Source organism: Streptomyces mangrovisoli, from assembly GCF_000974985.2.
Lineage (GTDB): Bacteria > Actinomycetota > Actinomycetes > Streptomycetales > Streptomycetaceae > Streptomyces > Streptomyces mangrovisoli.
This window is the reverse complement of the sequence record NZ_LAVA02000056.1, coordinates 1-15,630: the sequence shown is the minus strand read 5'-3', so window position 1 is coordinate 15,630 and position 15,630 is coordinate 1. Positions and strand designations below refer to the sequence as shown.

Below are 15,630 nucleotides of genomic sequence, written 5' to 3'. Positions count from 1 at the left end.
GCGCAGGCAGGGGGCCCGGCCGGGCACGGTGCCTGAATACGCCGAGAATGTACGGCGATGTCGACTGACACCGGGAAGTGTTCACCGGTGCCTTGAGGGCGTCAAGGTCGCGTGCGGCAATGAAAAGCGGCCCACTTGCGCGCGGCGCCCCCACCCTGTGCCGGCGGGGCGGCTTCGCCGGGGGACGGCTGACGGTTCACCCGCTTCTCGGCCGGGTGGACGGCTGACGGTTCACCCGCTTCTCCGCCGGGCGCCGAGCGGGGCGGTTTCCCGTCGCCGGGCCCGGCCGCTCAGCCCGTCGGCTCCACGGCCGCGTAGCCCGCCTGGGCGTGGCGCGCGCCCGAGCCGCGGCGGATCTGGTGCCCGGACAGACCCGCGCGCCCCAGCACCCAGCTGGCGCCGTGCAGCGCCTTCGCCGCCTTCTTCAACGGGGCCAGGCACGCGGCCGCCTGGCGGTGGTCGGCCACCGTGCCCGGCCCGCAGACGACGGTGGCGAGGGACAGCGTGACCGGGCGGCCGCCCGCGGACCACGGCAGGTCGAGCACGGACGTGGCCAGCGGGTCGAGGACCTCCGTCTCCGTGAGCACCAGGAAGTCGTCGCCGCCGATGTGCCCCACGCACGTGCTCCCGTACGCCGCGCGCTCCAGCGCCTGGCCCACCGCGCGGATCAGCTCGTCGCCGGCCGCGAACCCGGCACCGTCGTTGACCTGCTTGAAGTGGTCGATGTCCAGCCAGCTCAGCGCGAACGTCCGCCCGTCGGCGATCCGCCGGTCCACCTCACCCGTGATCGCGTCCGACCCGGGCAGCCGGGTCAGCGGATTGAGCCCCGCGGCCTCCTCGACCCGGCTCTCGGCGAGGGCCCGCACCAGGTCGGCGAGGCGCACCACGCCCACGCACCGCCCGGCGCGGTCGACCACCGCCACGTCGTCCGAGGTGCGGTCCCGGCCGCCGACCGCCACCACGTCCAGCACTTCCCAGGCGGTGGCGTCGACGCCCACCGTGCGGGGCGCGTCGCCCAGCTTGGCCGCCGGGCGGTCGGCGTACAGCGCGTGGCCGTAGCGCCCGGACATCGACAGCAGGAAGCGCGAGCGGTGCACGGACCGGACCGGCACCCCGGAGCGGTCGATCAGGAGCACGCCGGACACCTCGGGCCGACCGGTGAGCATCGCCCGCACCTGACCGGCCGAGGCGGTGACGGGCAGCACGGCGGCCGGTCGCACGAACTGCCGTACCGGCGGGCCCGCGGCCGGTGCGGCCGGAATCACCGGGGTGCGGGGCGGAATGTATACGTCCGCCGCCGGGATCCGGGCCGGTGGCGCGAACAGCATCCCCTGGGCGAGCTGTGCCCCGGCGGCCAGCGCCGCCGCGCACTGCGTCTCGGTCTCCACGCCCTCGGCGGTCAGCAACGAGCCGAGCGCGTCGCACAGGGTCCGCATCGACCGCACCGCGGCGGGCCGCGACAGCAGCGACGCGTCGAGCTTCACCAGGTCCGGCGCCATGTCCGTGAGCAGCCGCAGCGGTACGTCGCCGTCGCCGATGCCGTCCGCGCTGATCCGGAAGCCCTGCGCGCGCAGGGCACTGACCGCCTCCAGCAGGGCGCGCTGCGGCACATGCGTGTAGGGCGGCCCGATGTCGACGGTCACCTCCCAGGGCAGCCGCTCACTCGCGCCTACGGCGTCGTGCAGCCGGGGCAGTCCGCCGAGGTCGGCGAGGGTGGCGGCGAAGACGTTGACGTGCAGCGGCAGCAGGGTCTCCTTGCGGGCCGCCGCCCGGAAGGCCAGTACGGCGAGCCTGCCGTCGAGTTCGGGATCGCGGCGGGCCTCGGCGAGGATGTCGCCGGTCTCCGGGCGGGCGAGTGTCTCCAGTGCGGCGATCCCACCGGTCGTCAGATTGACCACCGGTTGGAAAGCGAAGCGGAGAGTATCCGTCCAGGAGGGCACGGCAGCATGATGGCGCGACGGGCGCACGCCCAAGGCCAGTTCATGAGACGTTCACGCAGCTTTTCCGAGCGATCACGGAGAGTGCGGATCGCCCGCCCCGCCGCCGGGCCACCCCGCCGAGCCCAGTCGCCGGGCCACCCCGCCGAACCCGGCCGCCAGGCCATCCCGACTCGCCCTCACACCACCGCGACGACCGACGACCCGTGTCCGAACAGCCCTTGGTTGGCCGTGATGCCCACCCGCGCGCCGGGGACCTGGCGCCCGCCCGCCCGGCCGCGCAACTGCCAGGTGAGCTCGCAGACCTGGGCGAGCGCCTGGGCCGGGACGGCCTCGCCGAAGGAGGCGAGCCCGCCGCTGGTGTTCACCGGTATGCGGCCTCCCGGCGCCGTGGCGCCCTCCCGCAGCAGCTTGGCGGCCTCGCCCTCGCCGCACAGCCCCAGGTCCTCGTACCACTGCAACTCCAGGGCGGTGGTCAGGTCGTAGACCTCGGCCAGGGAGAGGTCTCCGGGGCCGATGCCCGCCTCCTCGTAGGCGGCGCGGGCGATGGAGGCGCGGAACGTGACCTCCGCGGGCGCCACCGCCGCAGCGGAGTCCGTGGCGATGTCCGGCAGGTCCAGCACGGTGTTGGGGAAGCGCGGGGTCACTGTCGACACCGCGCGGACGCGCACCGGCCGTGCCGCCCCGTGGCGCCGGGCGAACTCCAGGCTGGACAGCACCACCGCCGCGCCGCCGTCCGATGTCGCGCAGATGTCGAGCAGCCGCAGCGGGTCGGCGACCGGGGCGGAGGCGGCCACCTCCTCGGCGGTGACCCGCTTGCGGTAGCGGGCGTAGGGATTGAGCGCCCCCATGGCGGCGTTCTTCACCTTGACCTGCGCGAAGTCCTCCAACGTGTCGCCGTGGACCGCCATCCTGCGGCGCGCGTACAGCCCGAAGTACGTCGGGTTGGTCGCGCCCAGCAGCCGGAAGCGCAGCCAGTCCGGATCGTCGGGCCGCTCGCCGCCCGCCGGCCGGAAGAACCCCTTGGGCGCCGCGTCCGCGCCCACCACCAGCACCACGTCGGCCAGCCCCGCGAGGATCTGCGCCCGCGCGGCGCCGATGGCCTGCGCGCCGGACGCGCAGGCCGCGTACACGCTCGTGACCCGCGCTCCCTGCCAGCCGAGGGCCTTCGCGAACGTGGCCCCCGCGACATGGCCGGGATAGCCGCCACGCACCGTGTCCGCGCCGACGATCGAGCCGACGTCGCGCCACTCCACGCCCGCGTCCGCGAGCGCGGCGCGGGCCGCCGTGACGCCGTACCGCACGAAGCCGTGGCCCCACTTGCCCCACGGGTGCATGCCCACGCCGAGCACCGCCACGTCCGCCGTCATGTCCTCACCTCCACCGGCCGCCAGTGCCAGGTCGTCCAGGTCGTCTCCGCGTCCTCGTACAGCACGCCGGGGACGGCGCGCACGTCCATGCCCACCGTCAGATCGGTGACGGTGACCCCGGGAACCGCCTGCCCCAGCACCACGATCCGTTCGGCGGGCAGTTCCACCGCGATCAACGTGTACGGCCGCCACGGAAGTTCCGGATCGCTCACATAGGGTGACGGCGGCCGGTACCGGCCGTCCGTGTAGGACCACACGCGACCGTGCGGCGAGAGCGGGACCTCGACGAGGGCGCCGCCCGCGCAGCCAGGATTGCGGCAGTGGACGTCCTCGCGGGGGAAGAACACCGAGGCGCAGTCCGAACAGCGGGTGCCCAGGAGCCGGAAGTCCTCGCCGGTCCCGGTGAACCAGTTCGCCACAGCGGGCAGTCGGATGCGCGGCACGGTCCCTCCAAGGCGTCGCACGGAGTCGAGAGCTGACGGATCGTCAGAAGTGTGCCACGGAAGACCGCGCCAGGGCAGGGCGCGTGGTGAACCGAACGGACCCTTCCCGGCGTCGATGCAGCGGGAGGGGTGGCCGGGGCCGACGGGGGTGGTTCCGGCCGCCTCTCCGGTGTGAATCAGCCATGATCGAAACGGAGTCGAGGGCTCGGGGGCGGCGCACGATGTGGCGATTGCGCCTTTCTTCCCCGGTGAAACGCGGGGTGATGCCGGATCCGCAGACGACACGCCGCTGATCGGATACAGTCCGCGACGTGTCCGAAATTCATCAGTCAACCGTCAACTCCGCGCCGGACTCCCACTGTTCGAGCTGCGGCGCGCCCTACGGAGAGGGCGTCTCCGGTTGGCCCCGCACCTGCCCGGTCTGCACCACCGTGGCCTACCGCAACCCGCTGCCGGTCGCGGTCGCACTCCTGCCCGTGTACGACACCAAGGGGACCGCCCTGGTCGTCATCACCCGGACCATCCCTCCCGCGCGCGGAGGCGTGGCGCTGCCCGGTGGCTTCGTCGACCACCGCGAGGACTGGCGCCACGCCGTCGTACGTGAGCTCAAGGAGGAGACGGGCATCGACGCGGCCGCAAGGGAGGTGCGTCTCGTCGACGCGATGAGCTCGCCCGACGGGCACCTGCTCCTCTTCGGGATGCTGCCGGAGCGGCCGGCCGAGGGTCTGCCGCGCTCCGCCGCGACCGACGAGACGCAGGGGTGGCATCTGCTGCGCAGGCCCGAGGAACTCGCCTTCCCCCTGCACACCCTGGCGGTACGGGCCTGGTTCGAGGGCCGCTACGTGTGAACCGCGCGGATCCCGCGCCCCGGCCACCGGGTGCCCGCCGTACTCGAGCCGGGTACGGCGGCCGCCCGGCGTGAGCCGTACGGGAGACGCCCGCGGGCTCCTACGCGCGCGTCGGCCGGCCGCTCAGCCCCCGAACGCGCACCGGGTACGAAGGCTCGCTCGGGCCGTCCTCCCGCTCGCATGCGACCACGACCCGCGCGCCCTCCCAGCGGGTGACGTAGCGCTCGATCTCCGGCTCCTCCCAGCCGTCGCCCCCGTCCGGAACGAGCAGGCCGCCTCCGGTGCGCCCGCGCGCGGGCGCCCACACCTCCAGCTCCAGGCCGCCGTCCTCCCCGCGGACCGGGACGACGGAACCCGCGCGCGCGAGCACGGGGATCCGCGACAGAGGAGCGTCGAGCACCACCTGCGCCGGACCCTCGTACATCCGCTCCGTCGTCGTGTCGTACCACTGGCCGCGCGGCAGTTGCACCGCGCGCCGGTCCACGCCGGGCGACAGCACCGGCGCCACCAGCAGGCAGTCGCCCAGCAGGAACGCGTCCTCGCACGCGCGCAGCGCCCGGTCCTCCGGCGTGTGCCACCACAGAGGCCGCGCATAGGGCGCCCCGGTGCGCCGCGCGAGATGGGCGAGCGTCATCAAGTACGGCAGCAGGCGCCGCCGTTGCGTGAGCGCCACGCGCGCGTGCCCGAGCGCCTCGGGGCCGAACTCCCACGGCTCCCCGCGTCCCGCGCGCACCCGCGCGTGGGTGCGCAGCAGCGGCAGATGCGCGCCGAGTTGGAGCCGGCGCACATACAGCTCCGGCGACGCGGCGCCGTCGAGAGCGCCGATGTCCGGACCGGAGTACGGCACTCCGCACAACCCGAGCCCCAGCACCAGTGACAGCGCGGCGCGCAGCCCCGGCCAGCCCGGTTCTACGGCGCCCGAGAGCGCGCCGCCGTAGCGCTGCATCCCCGCCCAGCCGGAGCGGGACAGGACGAGCGGCCGCTCCTGCGGCACCAGCGCGCACAGCGCCTCGTGCGCCGCCCTGGCCATGCACAGGGCGTACACGTTGTGCGCCTCCCGGTGGTCGCCGCCGCGCCCCTCCAGGGAGTGCCGGGCCGACCGCGGGAGTGTGGACTCACCGAAGGCGGTGAAGGACGTCGGCTCGTTCATGTCGTGCCGGAAGCCGGCGAACCCGTGCGCGAGCCGCTCCTCGTACAGCCCGCCCCACCACGCGCGCACCCGCGCGTGCGTGAAGTCCGGGAACACCGAATCCCCGGCCCGTACGACGCCTTCCGTGAGCCGCCCCGAGGCGTCCCGGACGAACGCGTCCTGGGCCGTCCCGGCGTCGTACACCGCATGGCCCGGCACCGCCTTCACGGCCGGGTCGACGGCCGACACCAGCCGGATCCCGTCCCGGCGCAGCTCCTCCGCCAGCGTCGCCAGCTTCGGGAAGCGCTCCTGGTCGACGGTGAACGCCTGGTGGTCCTCCTGGTGACCGATGTCCAGATGCACCGCGTCGAGCGGCAGGGAGTGCTCCTGATGCCCCGCCACGGTCCGCCGGACGTCCTGCTCGCCGCCGAGCCCCGAGTGCGCGTGGTGATGGCCCAGGGCCCAGGCGGGCGGCAGCGCCGGTGCACCCGTCAGGGACGCCCACACGAGCAGCACGCGCGCGGGGGTGCCCACGATCACCCAGCAGCGCAGCGGCCCGCCCTCCATCCGCACGACGCACGAGCCCGGTCTGTCGTGTCCGGAACCTTCGCCCTCCACGCCCTCCCGCAGCGTCACCGAGCCGTCCCAGGAGGTGTCGTGGAACACCAGGTGGGTCGCCGCGTCGGCGACGACCAGCTGCACCGGCATCGTGATGTGCAGCGGATCGTCCCCGGGGCCGAGCGGCCGGCCGGGGTCGGTGTTCCACAGGCGGTGGCTGCCGTCGCGCAGCCTGGGCCCCGAGGCGCGCCCGCCGAGCCCGAAGAAGCGTGCGTCGGCCGCCACCTCCGAACGCTGCTGCCAGCGCGCCGTACCGCCGTCGACGGGCTCGAACCAGCGCGGCGGCAGATCGCGGCGCAGCACCACGCCCCCGGGCGTGGTGACCTCGACCGCGCCGTGCCGGGAGACCACGACCGTCACCCGTTCGGCCACCACCCGCCAGCCGCCGTCCTTGTCGGGCTCCAGCGCGGCCCGCGGGTCCGGCTCCGGGCACCGCCCCGCGAGCGCGTACGACGGCTCCGGAGCGGCTCCGTCCCAGCCCCAGAAGACGGCCCCGTTCACCGCGACGGTGATGCGCAGCTCGGACCGGTTGAAGCGGATCACGCCGCCCCCGGGCCCCGGCTCCGCCTCCCGGACGGGTCCGGGCACCCGCGCGCGCTCGGCGCCCCGGGCGGGCAGCCCGGCCGCGTCGGCGCGCCTCCGGCGCCAGGCGGCCCGCACCGAGCGCAGGCCTTGCGCCGCCCCCGCGGAGCCGACCCACTTCACCGAACGCACCAGGTCACGACCGTCCATGCTGCTCACCCTGCCACTGCCCGTCACGCATGGGGGCTTCGTTCAACTGCCGTTCACCCATGGCAGGGGCACATATTCACGTCAGGGACTATGTGGAGCGCGCCCTGGTGCAGAAGTCGATCACATGGCATCGTCCGTGTCACCGTGTCACGCGCACATCCCAGCCCGTGCGCGGACGACGCCCACCAAGCGCACACCGCTGGAGCCGCCCCATGTCCACCGAGAACGCGACGCCCCTGTGGCAGCCGGATCCGGAGCGAATCGCCCAGGCACAGATCACCCGGTTCCAGGCATGGACCGCCGAGCACCACGGAGCCCCAGCCGACGGCGGCTACCCGGCGCTGCACCGCTGGTCCGTCGACGAGCCCGAGGCGTTCTGGAAAGCCGTCACGGAATGGTTCGGCGTACGGTTCACGAGCCCCTACGCGCGCGTGCTCGGCAAGCGCTCGATGCCCGGCGCGGAATGGTTCCCCGGCGCCACCCTCAACTACGCCGAGCACGCCCTGCGCGCCGCCGAGACCCGCGCCGACGAACCGGCCCTCCTGCACGTCGACGAGACCCACGAGCCGCGCCCGGTCAGCTGGTCCGAGCTGCGCCGCCAGGTGGCCTCCCTCGCCGCCGAACTGCGCACCCTCGGCGTCCGCCCCGGCGACCGCGTCAGCGGCTACCTGCCGAACGTTCCCCAGGCCGTCGTCGCCCTGCTGGCCACGGCCGCCGTCGGCGGCGTGTGGACCTCCTGCGCGCCCGACTTCGGCGCCCGCAGCGTCCTGGACCGGTTCCAGCAGGTCGAGCCGGTCGTCCTGTTCACCGTCGACGGCTACCGCTACGGCGGCAAGGAGCACGACCGCCGCGACGTCGTCGCCGAACTGCGCCGGGAGCTGCCCACCCTGCGCGCCGTCGTGCACATCCCGCTGCTGGGCAGCGATGCCCCTGAGGGCGCCCTGGAGTGGTCCGCCCTGACGGCCGGCGACGTCGAGCCCGTCTTCGAGGCCGTGCCCTTCGACCACCCCCTGTGGGTGCTCTACTCCTCGGGCACGACCGGTCTGCCCAAGGCGATCGTGCAGTCCCAGGGCGGCATCCTCGTGGAACACCTCAAACAGCTCGGCCTGCACTGCGACCTGGGCCCCGAGGACCGTTTCTTCTGGTACACGTCGACCGGCTGGATGATGTGGAACTTCCTCGTCTCCGGCCTGCTCACGGGCACCACGATCGTCCTGTACGACGGCAGCCCCGGCTACCCGGACACCGGCGCCCAGTGGCGCGTCGCCGAGCGCACCGGCGCCACCCTGTACGGCACGTCGGCGGCGTACGTCATGGCGTGCCGCAAGGCGGGGGTGCACCCCGGGCGCGACTTCGACCTCTCCGCCGTGCGCTGCGTCGCCACCACCGGTTCGCCGCTGCCGCCCGACGGGTTCCGCTGGCTCCACGACGAGGTGCGCGAGGACCTCTGGATCGCCTCCGTCAGCGGCGGCACCGACGTCTGCTCGTGCTTCGCCGGAGCCGTCCCCACGCTCCCGGTCCACATCGGTGAACTCCAGGCCGCCTGCCTGGGCACCGACCTCCAGTCCTGGGACGCGAGCGGGCAGCCGGTGATCGACGAGGTCGGCGAGCTCGTGGTGACCAACCCGATGCCGTCCATGCCGATCCACTTCTGGAACGACCCCGACGGCAGCCGCTACCACGACAGCTACTTCGACATGTTTCCCGGCGTGTGGCGCCACGGCGACTGGATCACGATCACCTCACGCGGCTCCGTGATCATCCACGGCCGTTCCGATTCCACGCTCAACCGCCAGGGCGTGCGGATGGGTTCGGCCGACATCTACGAGGCCGTCGAGCGACTCCCCGAGATCAAGGAATCCCTGGTCATCGGCATCGAGCAGCCCGACGGCGGCTATTGGATGCCCTTGTTCGTGCACCTGGCGCCCGGCGCCGTCCTCGACGAAGCCCTCCTGGACCGCATCAAGCGGACCATCCGCGAGCAGCTCTCCCCGCGCCATGTCCCCGACGAGGTCATCGAGGTGCCCGGGGTCCCGCACACTCTCACGGGCAAGCGCATCGAGGTCCCCGTCAAGCGGCTGCTCCAGGGCACCCCGCTGGAGAAGGCGGTCAACCCCGGCTCCATCGACAACCTGGAGCTGCTGCGCTTCTACGAGGACCTGGCCCGCAAGCGCGCCTGACGGGCGGCTCCCCTGCGGTGACGGGCTCCCCCTTGGGGCCCGTCACCCCCCGTACGTCGCCTGGGACTCGTCGAGCACCGCCGCGAAGACCGCGGCCAGCCGGATCGCGTCCGCCGGATCCAGTTCGGCGGCCGAGATCCGCACCCCGGGCCCGGCGGCCAGCCGGAACCGGGCTCCCGCCGCCACCCACCAGCCGTGCGAACGCAACCCGTTCACCACGGCGGACTCGTCCCGCACGGGCACCCAGAGGTTCATCCCGCTCGCTCCGTGCGCCTCGATGCCGTGCTCCCGCAGCCGGAGCAGGAGCGCCGCCCGGCGCAGCGCGTACGTCTCCCGCGCGCGTGCCACCAACGCGCGCGTGTCCGCGTCGCAGAGCAGCCCGAGGACCGTCTCCTGCAAGAGATGGCTGACCCAGCCCGAGGTCAGCAGCATCCGCCCGTCGTGGCGGGCCAGCGTGACCGGGTCGCAGGCCGCCGCGGCCCAGCGCAGGTCGGTGCCGAGGAACTTGCTCACCGTGCGCACGTGCACCCAGCGCGTCCGGCCGGCACCGGTCAGCGTCCACAGAGGAGCGTCCGCCACGGCCGACGCGTGGTCGTTCTCCACGAGGAGCACGTCCGGCTCCTCCGCGAGGACGACGGCGAGCGCGTCGCGCCGCTCCTCCGAGAAGCAGCCTCCGTACGGATTCTGAGCGCGGGGGCTCAGGACGACGGCCCGCGCCCCCGCCCGCAGGGCCTGACGCAGCGCGTCCGGGTGCATCCCCTCCTCGTCCACCGCGACCGGCACCATGCGCAGCCCCAGCGCGGTGACCAGGTCGAGCAGGTGGTGGTAGCCGGGGTCCTCGACGGCGACGGCGTCTCCCGGGCGCAGCTCCACGGACAGCAGCCGGCCGATGAGATCCAGAGCACCGTGCGCGAAGGTGACGTGCTCCACCGGGATCCCGTCGGGCCGCAGCCACTCCCGCACCGCTTCCTCGAGCCGGGCCAGGCGGGGCGTGGAGCGGTGGGAGCGGGCGGGGGAGAGGCGCGACGGCGGCACCATCAACGGCAGCAGCGCCGGATCCGGGTGGCCGCCGGCCAGGTCGCGCAGCCCGGGCGGCACCTTGGGCGGGCGGCGGGACGCCACGGCCGAGGCCGGCGCCACCACCGTGCCGCCCCGCCCGCGCGTCACCACGATGCCCCGCGCGCGCAGCTCCTTGTACGCCGTCGCGACCGTCCCGGGACTCACCCCCAGTTCGTCCGCCAGCCGCCGCACCGGAGGCAGCGTGGCCCCCGGCGCCAACACGCCCTCGGACACGCCTCGTTCGACGGACGCGGAAATCCCCTTGGCCGTCGTACCACTGATCGCATATTGTGCTGCCACGTTACTGATTATGTATCAATACATAATCACCGGCAAGTGGTCGGGCGAGCACGACACCGCACGAACAAGGCGAGCACCACAACCGAGCACGACAACCGAACGACAAGGGGAGCCGTGAGGACGACGCACCGAGCCACCGCATGGGCCGAACGCGTCCCAGGAGGCCGCGACGGACGCAGAATGCTCGTCATCGCCCTCGTCGACCGCAGCGGAAGCGGCCTGTGGGCCGCCGTCTCGGTCCTCTACTTCACCTACGTCAGCCACTTCTCCGTCGCCCAGGTCGGCACCCTCGCCGCCGTCTCCGGAGCCATCGGCATCGCCGGCGCCCCCCTCGGCGGGCGCCTCGCCGACCGGTTCCCGCTCACCCGCGTGCTGATCGCCCTGCAACTCGTGCGCGCCATCGCCTCGTTCGGCCTGCTCACCACCCATGCCTACGTCCCGCTCATCGCCCTCTCGGCCCTGGGCAGCCTGGGCGACCGCGCAGCCAACATCCTCACCAAGCTCTACGCCGCCCGTGTCGCCGGACCCGACCGCGTCCGCTACCAAGCGGTCACCCGCACCGCCGCCAACGCCGGCTGGGCCCTGGGCGGCCTCGCCGCCGCGGCAGCCCTCACCGTCGGCACGACCACGGTGTACAGCTGGCTGCTGACCGGGGACGCCGTCTCGTTCGTCGCCGTGGCACTGCTCACCCTGCGCTGCGGCGAACCCTCCTCACCCACCCGCACCGTGGCCACCTCCGACGACCCCGCCCCCACGACCCCCGCCACCACCCCCTGGCGCGACCGCGCCTACCTGGCCTACGTCGCCACCGACACCGTCCTCTTCCTCGACGACGCGGTCTTCAAGGTCGGACTGCCCCTGGCGATCGCCCACAGCCCCACGGCACCGCACGGCCTCGCACCTCTGCTGATGGTCCTCAACAACGTGATGGTGGTGCTCCTCCAGGTGCCCGTGGCCCGCTACGGCACCACCACCGCGGCCGCCCGCGCGCTGCTCCTCCCGCTCTCCGCGATGTTCGCCCTGGGCGGCGCTGCGATGGCGCTCGCCGCGAACGGCCCCGCCACCACCGTCACGCCGTTCCTCGTCGCCGCGGCCGTCTCCTTCACCCTCGCGGAGATGCTGCACGCCACCGTCTCGTGGGAACTCTCCCTCGCCCTCGCCCCGGACCACGCCCAGGGCGCCTACCTCGGCGTCCACGGACTCGCCCAGTCCACCCAGCGCAGCGTCGGCCCCCTCGCGGTCACCGCCGCCCTCGGCACCGGCCCCGTCGGCTGGACCGCGTTCGGCGCGGGCATCGCCGTGACCTGCCTGATCCAGCACCGACTGGTCCGCTCCCGGCTCCGGACGACAGCGTTGTCAGTGCCCCCGGTTACGGTGAGTGAGCACTGATCGACCGCGCACAGGGGGAAAGACATGGCGCACACCGACCACCGCACCATGCGGCGCGTACTGCACCGCGAGATCGCCGGCACCATCGGCCTGCTCACCGACGAACACGACTTCCGGGCCATGCGCCGCTACCGCAGCTTCACCTTCGACGACCACCTCACCTACCTCCGGCAGGTCGAGGCACTCCTCAAGACCCGCGCATCCCAGGGCAGCCACACCACCGTCGCCCTCTTCGACCCCGAGGAGTACGCCTCCTACTGCGCGGACACCGGCCTCGACCCAGACACCCCGACCACCCGCACCCGCTACACCGCCGAGATCGCGACCACCGGCCCCAGCGTCCCCTACGACGGGAGGCCACTGGCCGCCCTCCTGCCCGACCTGATCGACGAAGCCGTCCGCCAGGCCACCTGGGAGTACGCGACCACCCTGCTCGCCCGCCTCGGCCCCTGCGCCACCTGCGGCGAGGACATCGGCCGTGCCGCCTTCACCCGCGCCGCCGACCTCCTCGCCCGCATCCTCGACACCGCCAGGACCGGCCACCGGCACCTGGTCTGTTCCGTCACGGGCGCCCCCGAGACCCTCGTCGCCGTCCTCCAGTCCGACGGACGCGACGACGGCACCCACGAACTCGACGACACCGAAGCCCTCGAACTCACCACCGTCCTCGCCCTGGGCCTCGCCACCCACAGCCCCGGCGGCCTCGTCATGCGCACCACCACCCCGGGCACCACGGACCTGGTCTACGGCTGGCGGCTGCGTACCGGCGGCCTCGCGCCGCTCACCGCGGGCGAGGTCTTCGACGCCTACTGCACCGACATCGAATCGGGAGACCTCATCGCACCCGAGTCGGGCGTCGACTACTGCGTCCCGCCCGACCTCGGCCGACCCGACCCCGCACCAGGACACCGCCACTGAGGGACGCCACAAGGACAGAAAGGAAAGGGGCGCCCCACCCGAGGGTGGGACGCCCCTGACAACACAGCCCGGATGCCGGGCCCCGGCCGGCTACTCGCCGGACAGCACCGCCTGAGCCGCGGCGCGCGCCTCCTGGGCGCTGTCCGCCGCACGAGCGGCGGCCGCCGCACGCTCGCACTGCGCGAGCGTGTACTTGGCGAGCGACGCCCGGACGTAGGGCAGCGACGCCGCACCCATCGACAGGGAGGTGACACCCAGACCCGTCAGCACACACGCGAGCAGCGGATCGGACGCGGCCTCACCGCACACACCGCAGCTCTTGCCCTCGGCCTTGGCGGCCTCCGCGGACAGCGCCACCAGGTCGAGCAGCGCGGGCTGCCACGGGTCCTGGAGCCGGGACACCGCGCCGACCTGACGGTCCGCGGCGAAGGTGTACTGCGCCAGGTCGTTCGTCCCCAGGGACAGGAACTCGACCTCCTGAAGGATCGAACGCGCCCGCAGGGCCGCCGACGGGATCTCCACCATCGCGCCGAACTTCGCCTGCAGCCCGGCCTCGCGGCACGCGTCCGCGAACGCCTTCGCGTCGGTACGGTCCGCCACCATCGGGGCCATGATCTCGAGGTGCACCGGCAGGCCCTCCGCGGCCTTCGCGAGCGCGGTGAGCTGCGTGCGCAGCACCTCGGGGTGGTCCAGGAGCGTCCGCAGACCGCGCACGCCGAGCGCCGGGTTCGGCTCGTCGGCGGGGGTCAGGAAGTCCAGCGGCTTGTCCGCACCGGCGTCCAGCACCCGCACCACGACACGGCCCTCGGGGAACGCCTCGAGAACCTGGCGGTACGCCTCGACCTGCTTCTCCTCCGACGGCGCGGTCTTGCTGTCGTCGAGGAACAGGAACTCGGTACGGAACAGGCCCACGCCCTCGGCGCCCGCCTCGACCGCGGCCGGCACGTCCGCCGGTCCGCCTACGTTGGCCAGCAGCGGCACCTTGTGCCCGTCGGAGGTGGCGCCCGGACCGGTCGAGGCGGCCAGCGCGGCCTTGCGCTCCGCGGCGGCCGCCTGAAGCTCGGCCTTCTTCTCCTCGCTCGGGGTCACGAAGATCTCGCCGGAACTGCCGTCCACGGCGATCACGGTGCCTTCGGCGAGCTCGCCGGCACCCGGCATGGCGACCACGGCCGGCACGCCGAGCGCCCGCGCCAGGATCGCGCTGTGGCTCGTCGGCCCGCCCTCCTCGGTGACAAAACCGAGCACCAGGGTCGGGTCCAGCAGCGCCGTGTCGGCCGGCGCCAGATCCCGGGCCACCAGGACGTACGGCTCGTCGCTGTCCGGCACACCCGGCATGGGCACGCCCAGCAGGCGCGCGACGATGCGGTTGCGCACGTCGTCGAGGTCGGCCACCCGGCCGGCCAGGTACTCACCGGCGCCGGCGAGCAGGTCCCGGTAGGCGGCGAACGCGTCGTACACGGCGCGCTCGGCCGTGCTGCCGACGGCGATGCGCCGGTCCACGTCCGCGATCAGCTCGGGGTCCTGGGCCATCATGGCCTGCGCCTCGAGCACTGCCTGTGCCTCGCCCCCGGCCAGATTGCCCCGCGCCATCAGATCGGCGGCGACGGCGTCCACTGCCTGGCGGGCGCGGCCCTGTTCGCGCTCCGCGTCCTCCGCCGGGATCTGCTTGGCCGGCGGCTCGAGCACGGCCGTTCCCATATGCCGAACCTCGCCGATCGCCACACCGTGGCTCACGCCGACGCCTCGCAGCGTTGTCTCCATCTCACCCGTCTCCGATAGTGCGGCGGGCCCCGCCGCGGTTTTCTCCTACTGACCGTCCTAGGACGGCGATGGCCTCAGCGCCAGTTCAAGCAGGTAAGGCAGGCAGAGATCACTGCCAGGTGAACAGCTCGTCGCCGGACTTCACGTCGCCGTCCTCACGGAGTCCGCCGAGGGAGTCGGCCGTGGCCTCCAGCGCCACGACCGGACAGACCGGGGACTTGCCGGCGGCCTCGACGGCGACAGGGTCCCAGCGCACGACGCTCTGGCCGCGCGTGACGGTGTCCCCCTTGTTCACGAGCAACTCAAAGCCTTCGCCGTTGAGCTGAACGGTGTCGATGCCGAGGTGGGTGAGGACACCGTGCCCCTCGGAGTCGACCACGACGAAGGCGTGCGGGTGGAGGGAGACGACGACTCCGTCCACGGGCGCGACGGCCTCGGAGGGCTCACGCACCGGGTCGATCGCCGTACCCGGGCCGACCATGGCCCCGGCGAAGACAGGATCGGGCACTGCGGCCAGTCCGATGGCGCGACCTGCCAGCGGCGACGTCACGGTGGTCATGGGAAGCCTCCCAGGGGTGGAGTTGTACATGGGCCGTCACTAACCAGTCCCGGACGGCGCACTGTGCAGCAGGGTATGTCATGGGAAGTCCCGTTTCCGCACGAGTGATCCCGATCCGTGGTCTAGACCACTAGCCTAATGGATTTGCATGCCCTCTGTCGCCCCGTGTACAGTCGTACTCCTGCTTGAGGATGAGCAGCGCGATCAAGCGCGCTTCCTGAGCAGCATCCAACTTGTCAGATCCAAATCCTTGGGTCGTCTTCTGCGTGCCTGTGCATGTGTTCGAGACGGTGGTCAAGGAGACGGAGAAACCCTGATAAAGTCGGAACCGCCGGAAAGGGAAACGCGAGAGCGGAAACCTGGAAAGCACCGAGGAAATCGGGTCGA

The 15,630-nt window shown here is 73.1% G+C and carries 12 protein-coding genes; 4 read left to right on the top strand and 8 right to left on the bottom strand.

The window, feature by feature from the left end; genetic code table 11:
- Window positions 1-290: 290 nt before the first annotated feature.
- From WN71_RS22705 to WN71_RS22695, 3 genes are all read right to left on the bottom strand, one after another.
- A complete protein-coding gene (locus WN71_RS22705) occupies window positions 291-1,940 on the bottom strand; it encodes a GGDEF domain-containing protein (protein WP_046583363.1) in 1,650 nt (549 codons plus the stop codon).
- A gap of 176 nt (window positions 1,941-2,116) precedes the next feature.
- Window positions 2,117-3,307 carry a lipid-transfer protein gene (locus WN71_RS22700; RefSeq protein ID WP_046583328.1) on the bottom strand — a complete coding sequence of 397 codons (1,191 nt, stop codon included), beginning with the start codon at window positions 3,305-3,307 and terminating at the stop codon, window positions 2,117-2,119.
- The gene (locus WN71_RS22695; RefSeq protein WP_206300124.1) at window positions 3,304-3,750 is read right to left on the bottom strand and encodes a Zn-ribbon domain-containing OB-fold protein; all 447 of its coding nucleotides are present in this window, start codon (window positions 3,748-3,750) and stop codon (window positions 3,304-3,306) included. Before WN71_RS22695 ends, WN71_RS22700 begins: the two co-directional genes overlap by 4 nt.
- 311 nt (window positions 3,751-4,061) lie before the next feature.
- On the opposite strand from WN71_RS22695, the gene WN71_RS22690 reads away from it, so the two are divergent.
- Complete coding sequence (locus tag WN71_RS22690) at window positions 4,062-4,598, top strand: NUDIX domain-containing protein (RefSeq protein ID WP_046583333.1); 537 nt, start codon at window positions 4,062-4,064, stop codon at window positions 4,596-4,598.
- A 100-nt stretch (window positions 4,599-4,698) separates the two neighbouring features.
- Here the strand turns inward: WN71_RS22690 and WN71_RS22685 are convergent, their stop codons facing one another.
- The gene (locus WN71_RS22685) at window positions 4,699-7,077 is read right to left on the bottom strand and encodes a TIM-barrel domain-containing protein (RefSeq protein WP_046583335.1); all 2,379 of its coding nucleotides are present in this window, start codon (window positions 7,075-7,077) and stop codon (window positions 4,699-4,701) included.
- A 212-nt stretch (window positions 7,078-7,289) separates the two neighbouring features.
- On the opposite strand from WN71_RS22685, the gene WN71_RS22680 reads away from it, so the two are divergent.
- On the top strand, window positions 7,290-9,257 hold the full coding sequence (locus WN71_RS22680; RefSeq protein WP_046583336.1) for an acetoacetate--CoA ligase: 1,968 nt from the start codon (window positions 7,290-7,292) through the stop codon (window positions 9,255-9,257).
- 42 nt (window positions 9,258-9,299) lie between these two features.
- Here the strand turns inward: WN71_RS22680 and WN71_RS22675 are convergent, their stop codons facing one another.
- Window positions 9,300-10,616 carry an aminotransferase class I/II-fold pyridoxal phosphate-dependent enzyme gene (locus WN71_RS22675; protein ID WP_046583338.1) on the bottom strand — a complete coding sequence of 439 codons (1,317 nt, stop codon included), beginning with the start codon at window positions 10,614-10,616 and terminating at the stop codon, window positions 9,300-9,302.
- 180 nt (window positions 10,617-10,796) lie between these two features.
- On the opposite strand from WN71_RS22675, the gene WN71_RS22670 reads away from it, so the two are divergent.
- Both WN71_RS22670 and WN71_RS22665 read left to right on the top strand, forming a co-directional pair.
- On the top strand, window positions 10,797-12,005 hold the full coding sequence (locus WN71_RS22670; protein ID WP_046583341.1) for an MFS transporter: 1,209 nt from the start codon (window positions 10,797-10,799) through the stop codon (window positions 12,003-12,005).
- 24 nt (window positions 12,006-12,029) lie between these two features.
- Window positions 12,030-12,923 carry a hypothetical protein gene (locus tag WN71_RS22665; RefSeq protein WP_046583343.1) on the top strand — a complete coding sequence of 298 codons (894 nt, stop codon included), beginning with the start codon at window positions 12,030-12,032 and terminating at the stop codon, window positions 12,921-12,923.
- A 90-nt stretch (window positions 12,924-13,013) separates the two neighbouring features.
- On the opposite strand, the gene ptsP is transcribed toward WN71_RS22665, so the two are convergent.
- From ptsP to WN71_RS42300, 3 genes are all read right to left on the bottom strand, one after another.
- Window positions 13,014-14,684, bottom strand: coding sequence for a phosphoenolpyruvate--protein phosphotransferase (ptsP, locus tag WN71_RS22660; protein ID WP_046583344.1), 1,671 nt, complete (start codon window positions 14,682-14,684; stop codon window positions 13,014-13,016).
- A 109-nt stretch (window positions 14,685-14,793) separates the two neighbouring features.
- On the bottom strand, window positions 14,794-15,243 hold the full coding sequence (locus WN71_RS22655) for a PTS sugar transporter subunit IIA (protein WP_046583346.1): 450 nt from the start codon (window positions 15,241-15,243) through the stop codon (window positions 14,794-14,796).
- A 130-nt stretch (window positions 15,244-15,373) separates the two neighbouring features.
- Window positions 15,374-15,630, bottom strand: a 257-nt coding sequence (locus WN71_RS42300) for a hypothetical protein (RefSeq protein WP_206300123.1), incomplete at its 5' end; no start/stop codon positions are given.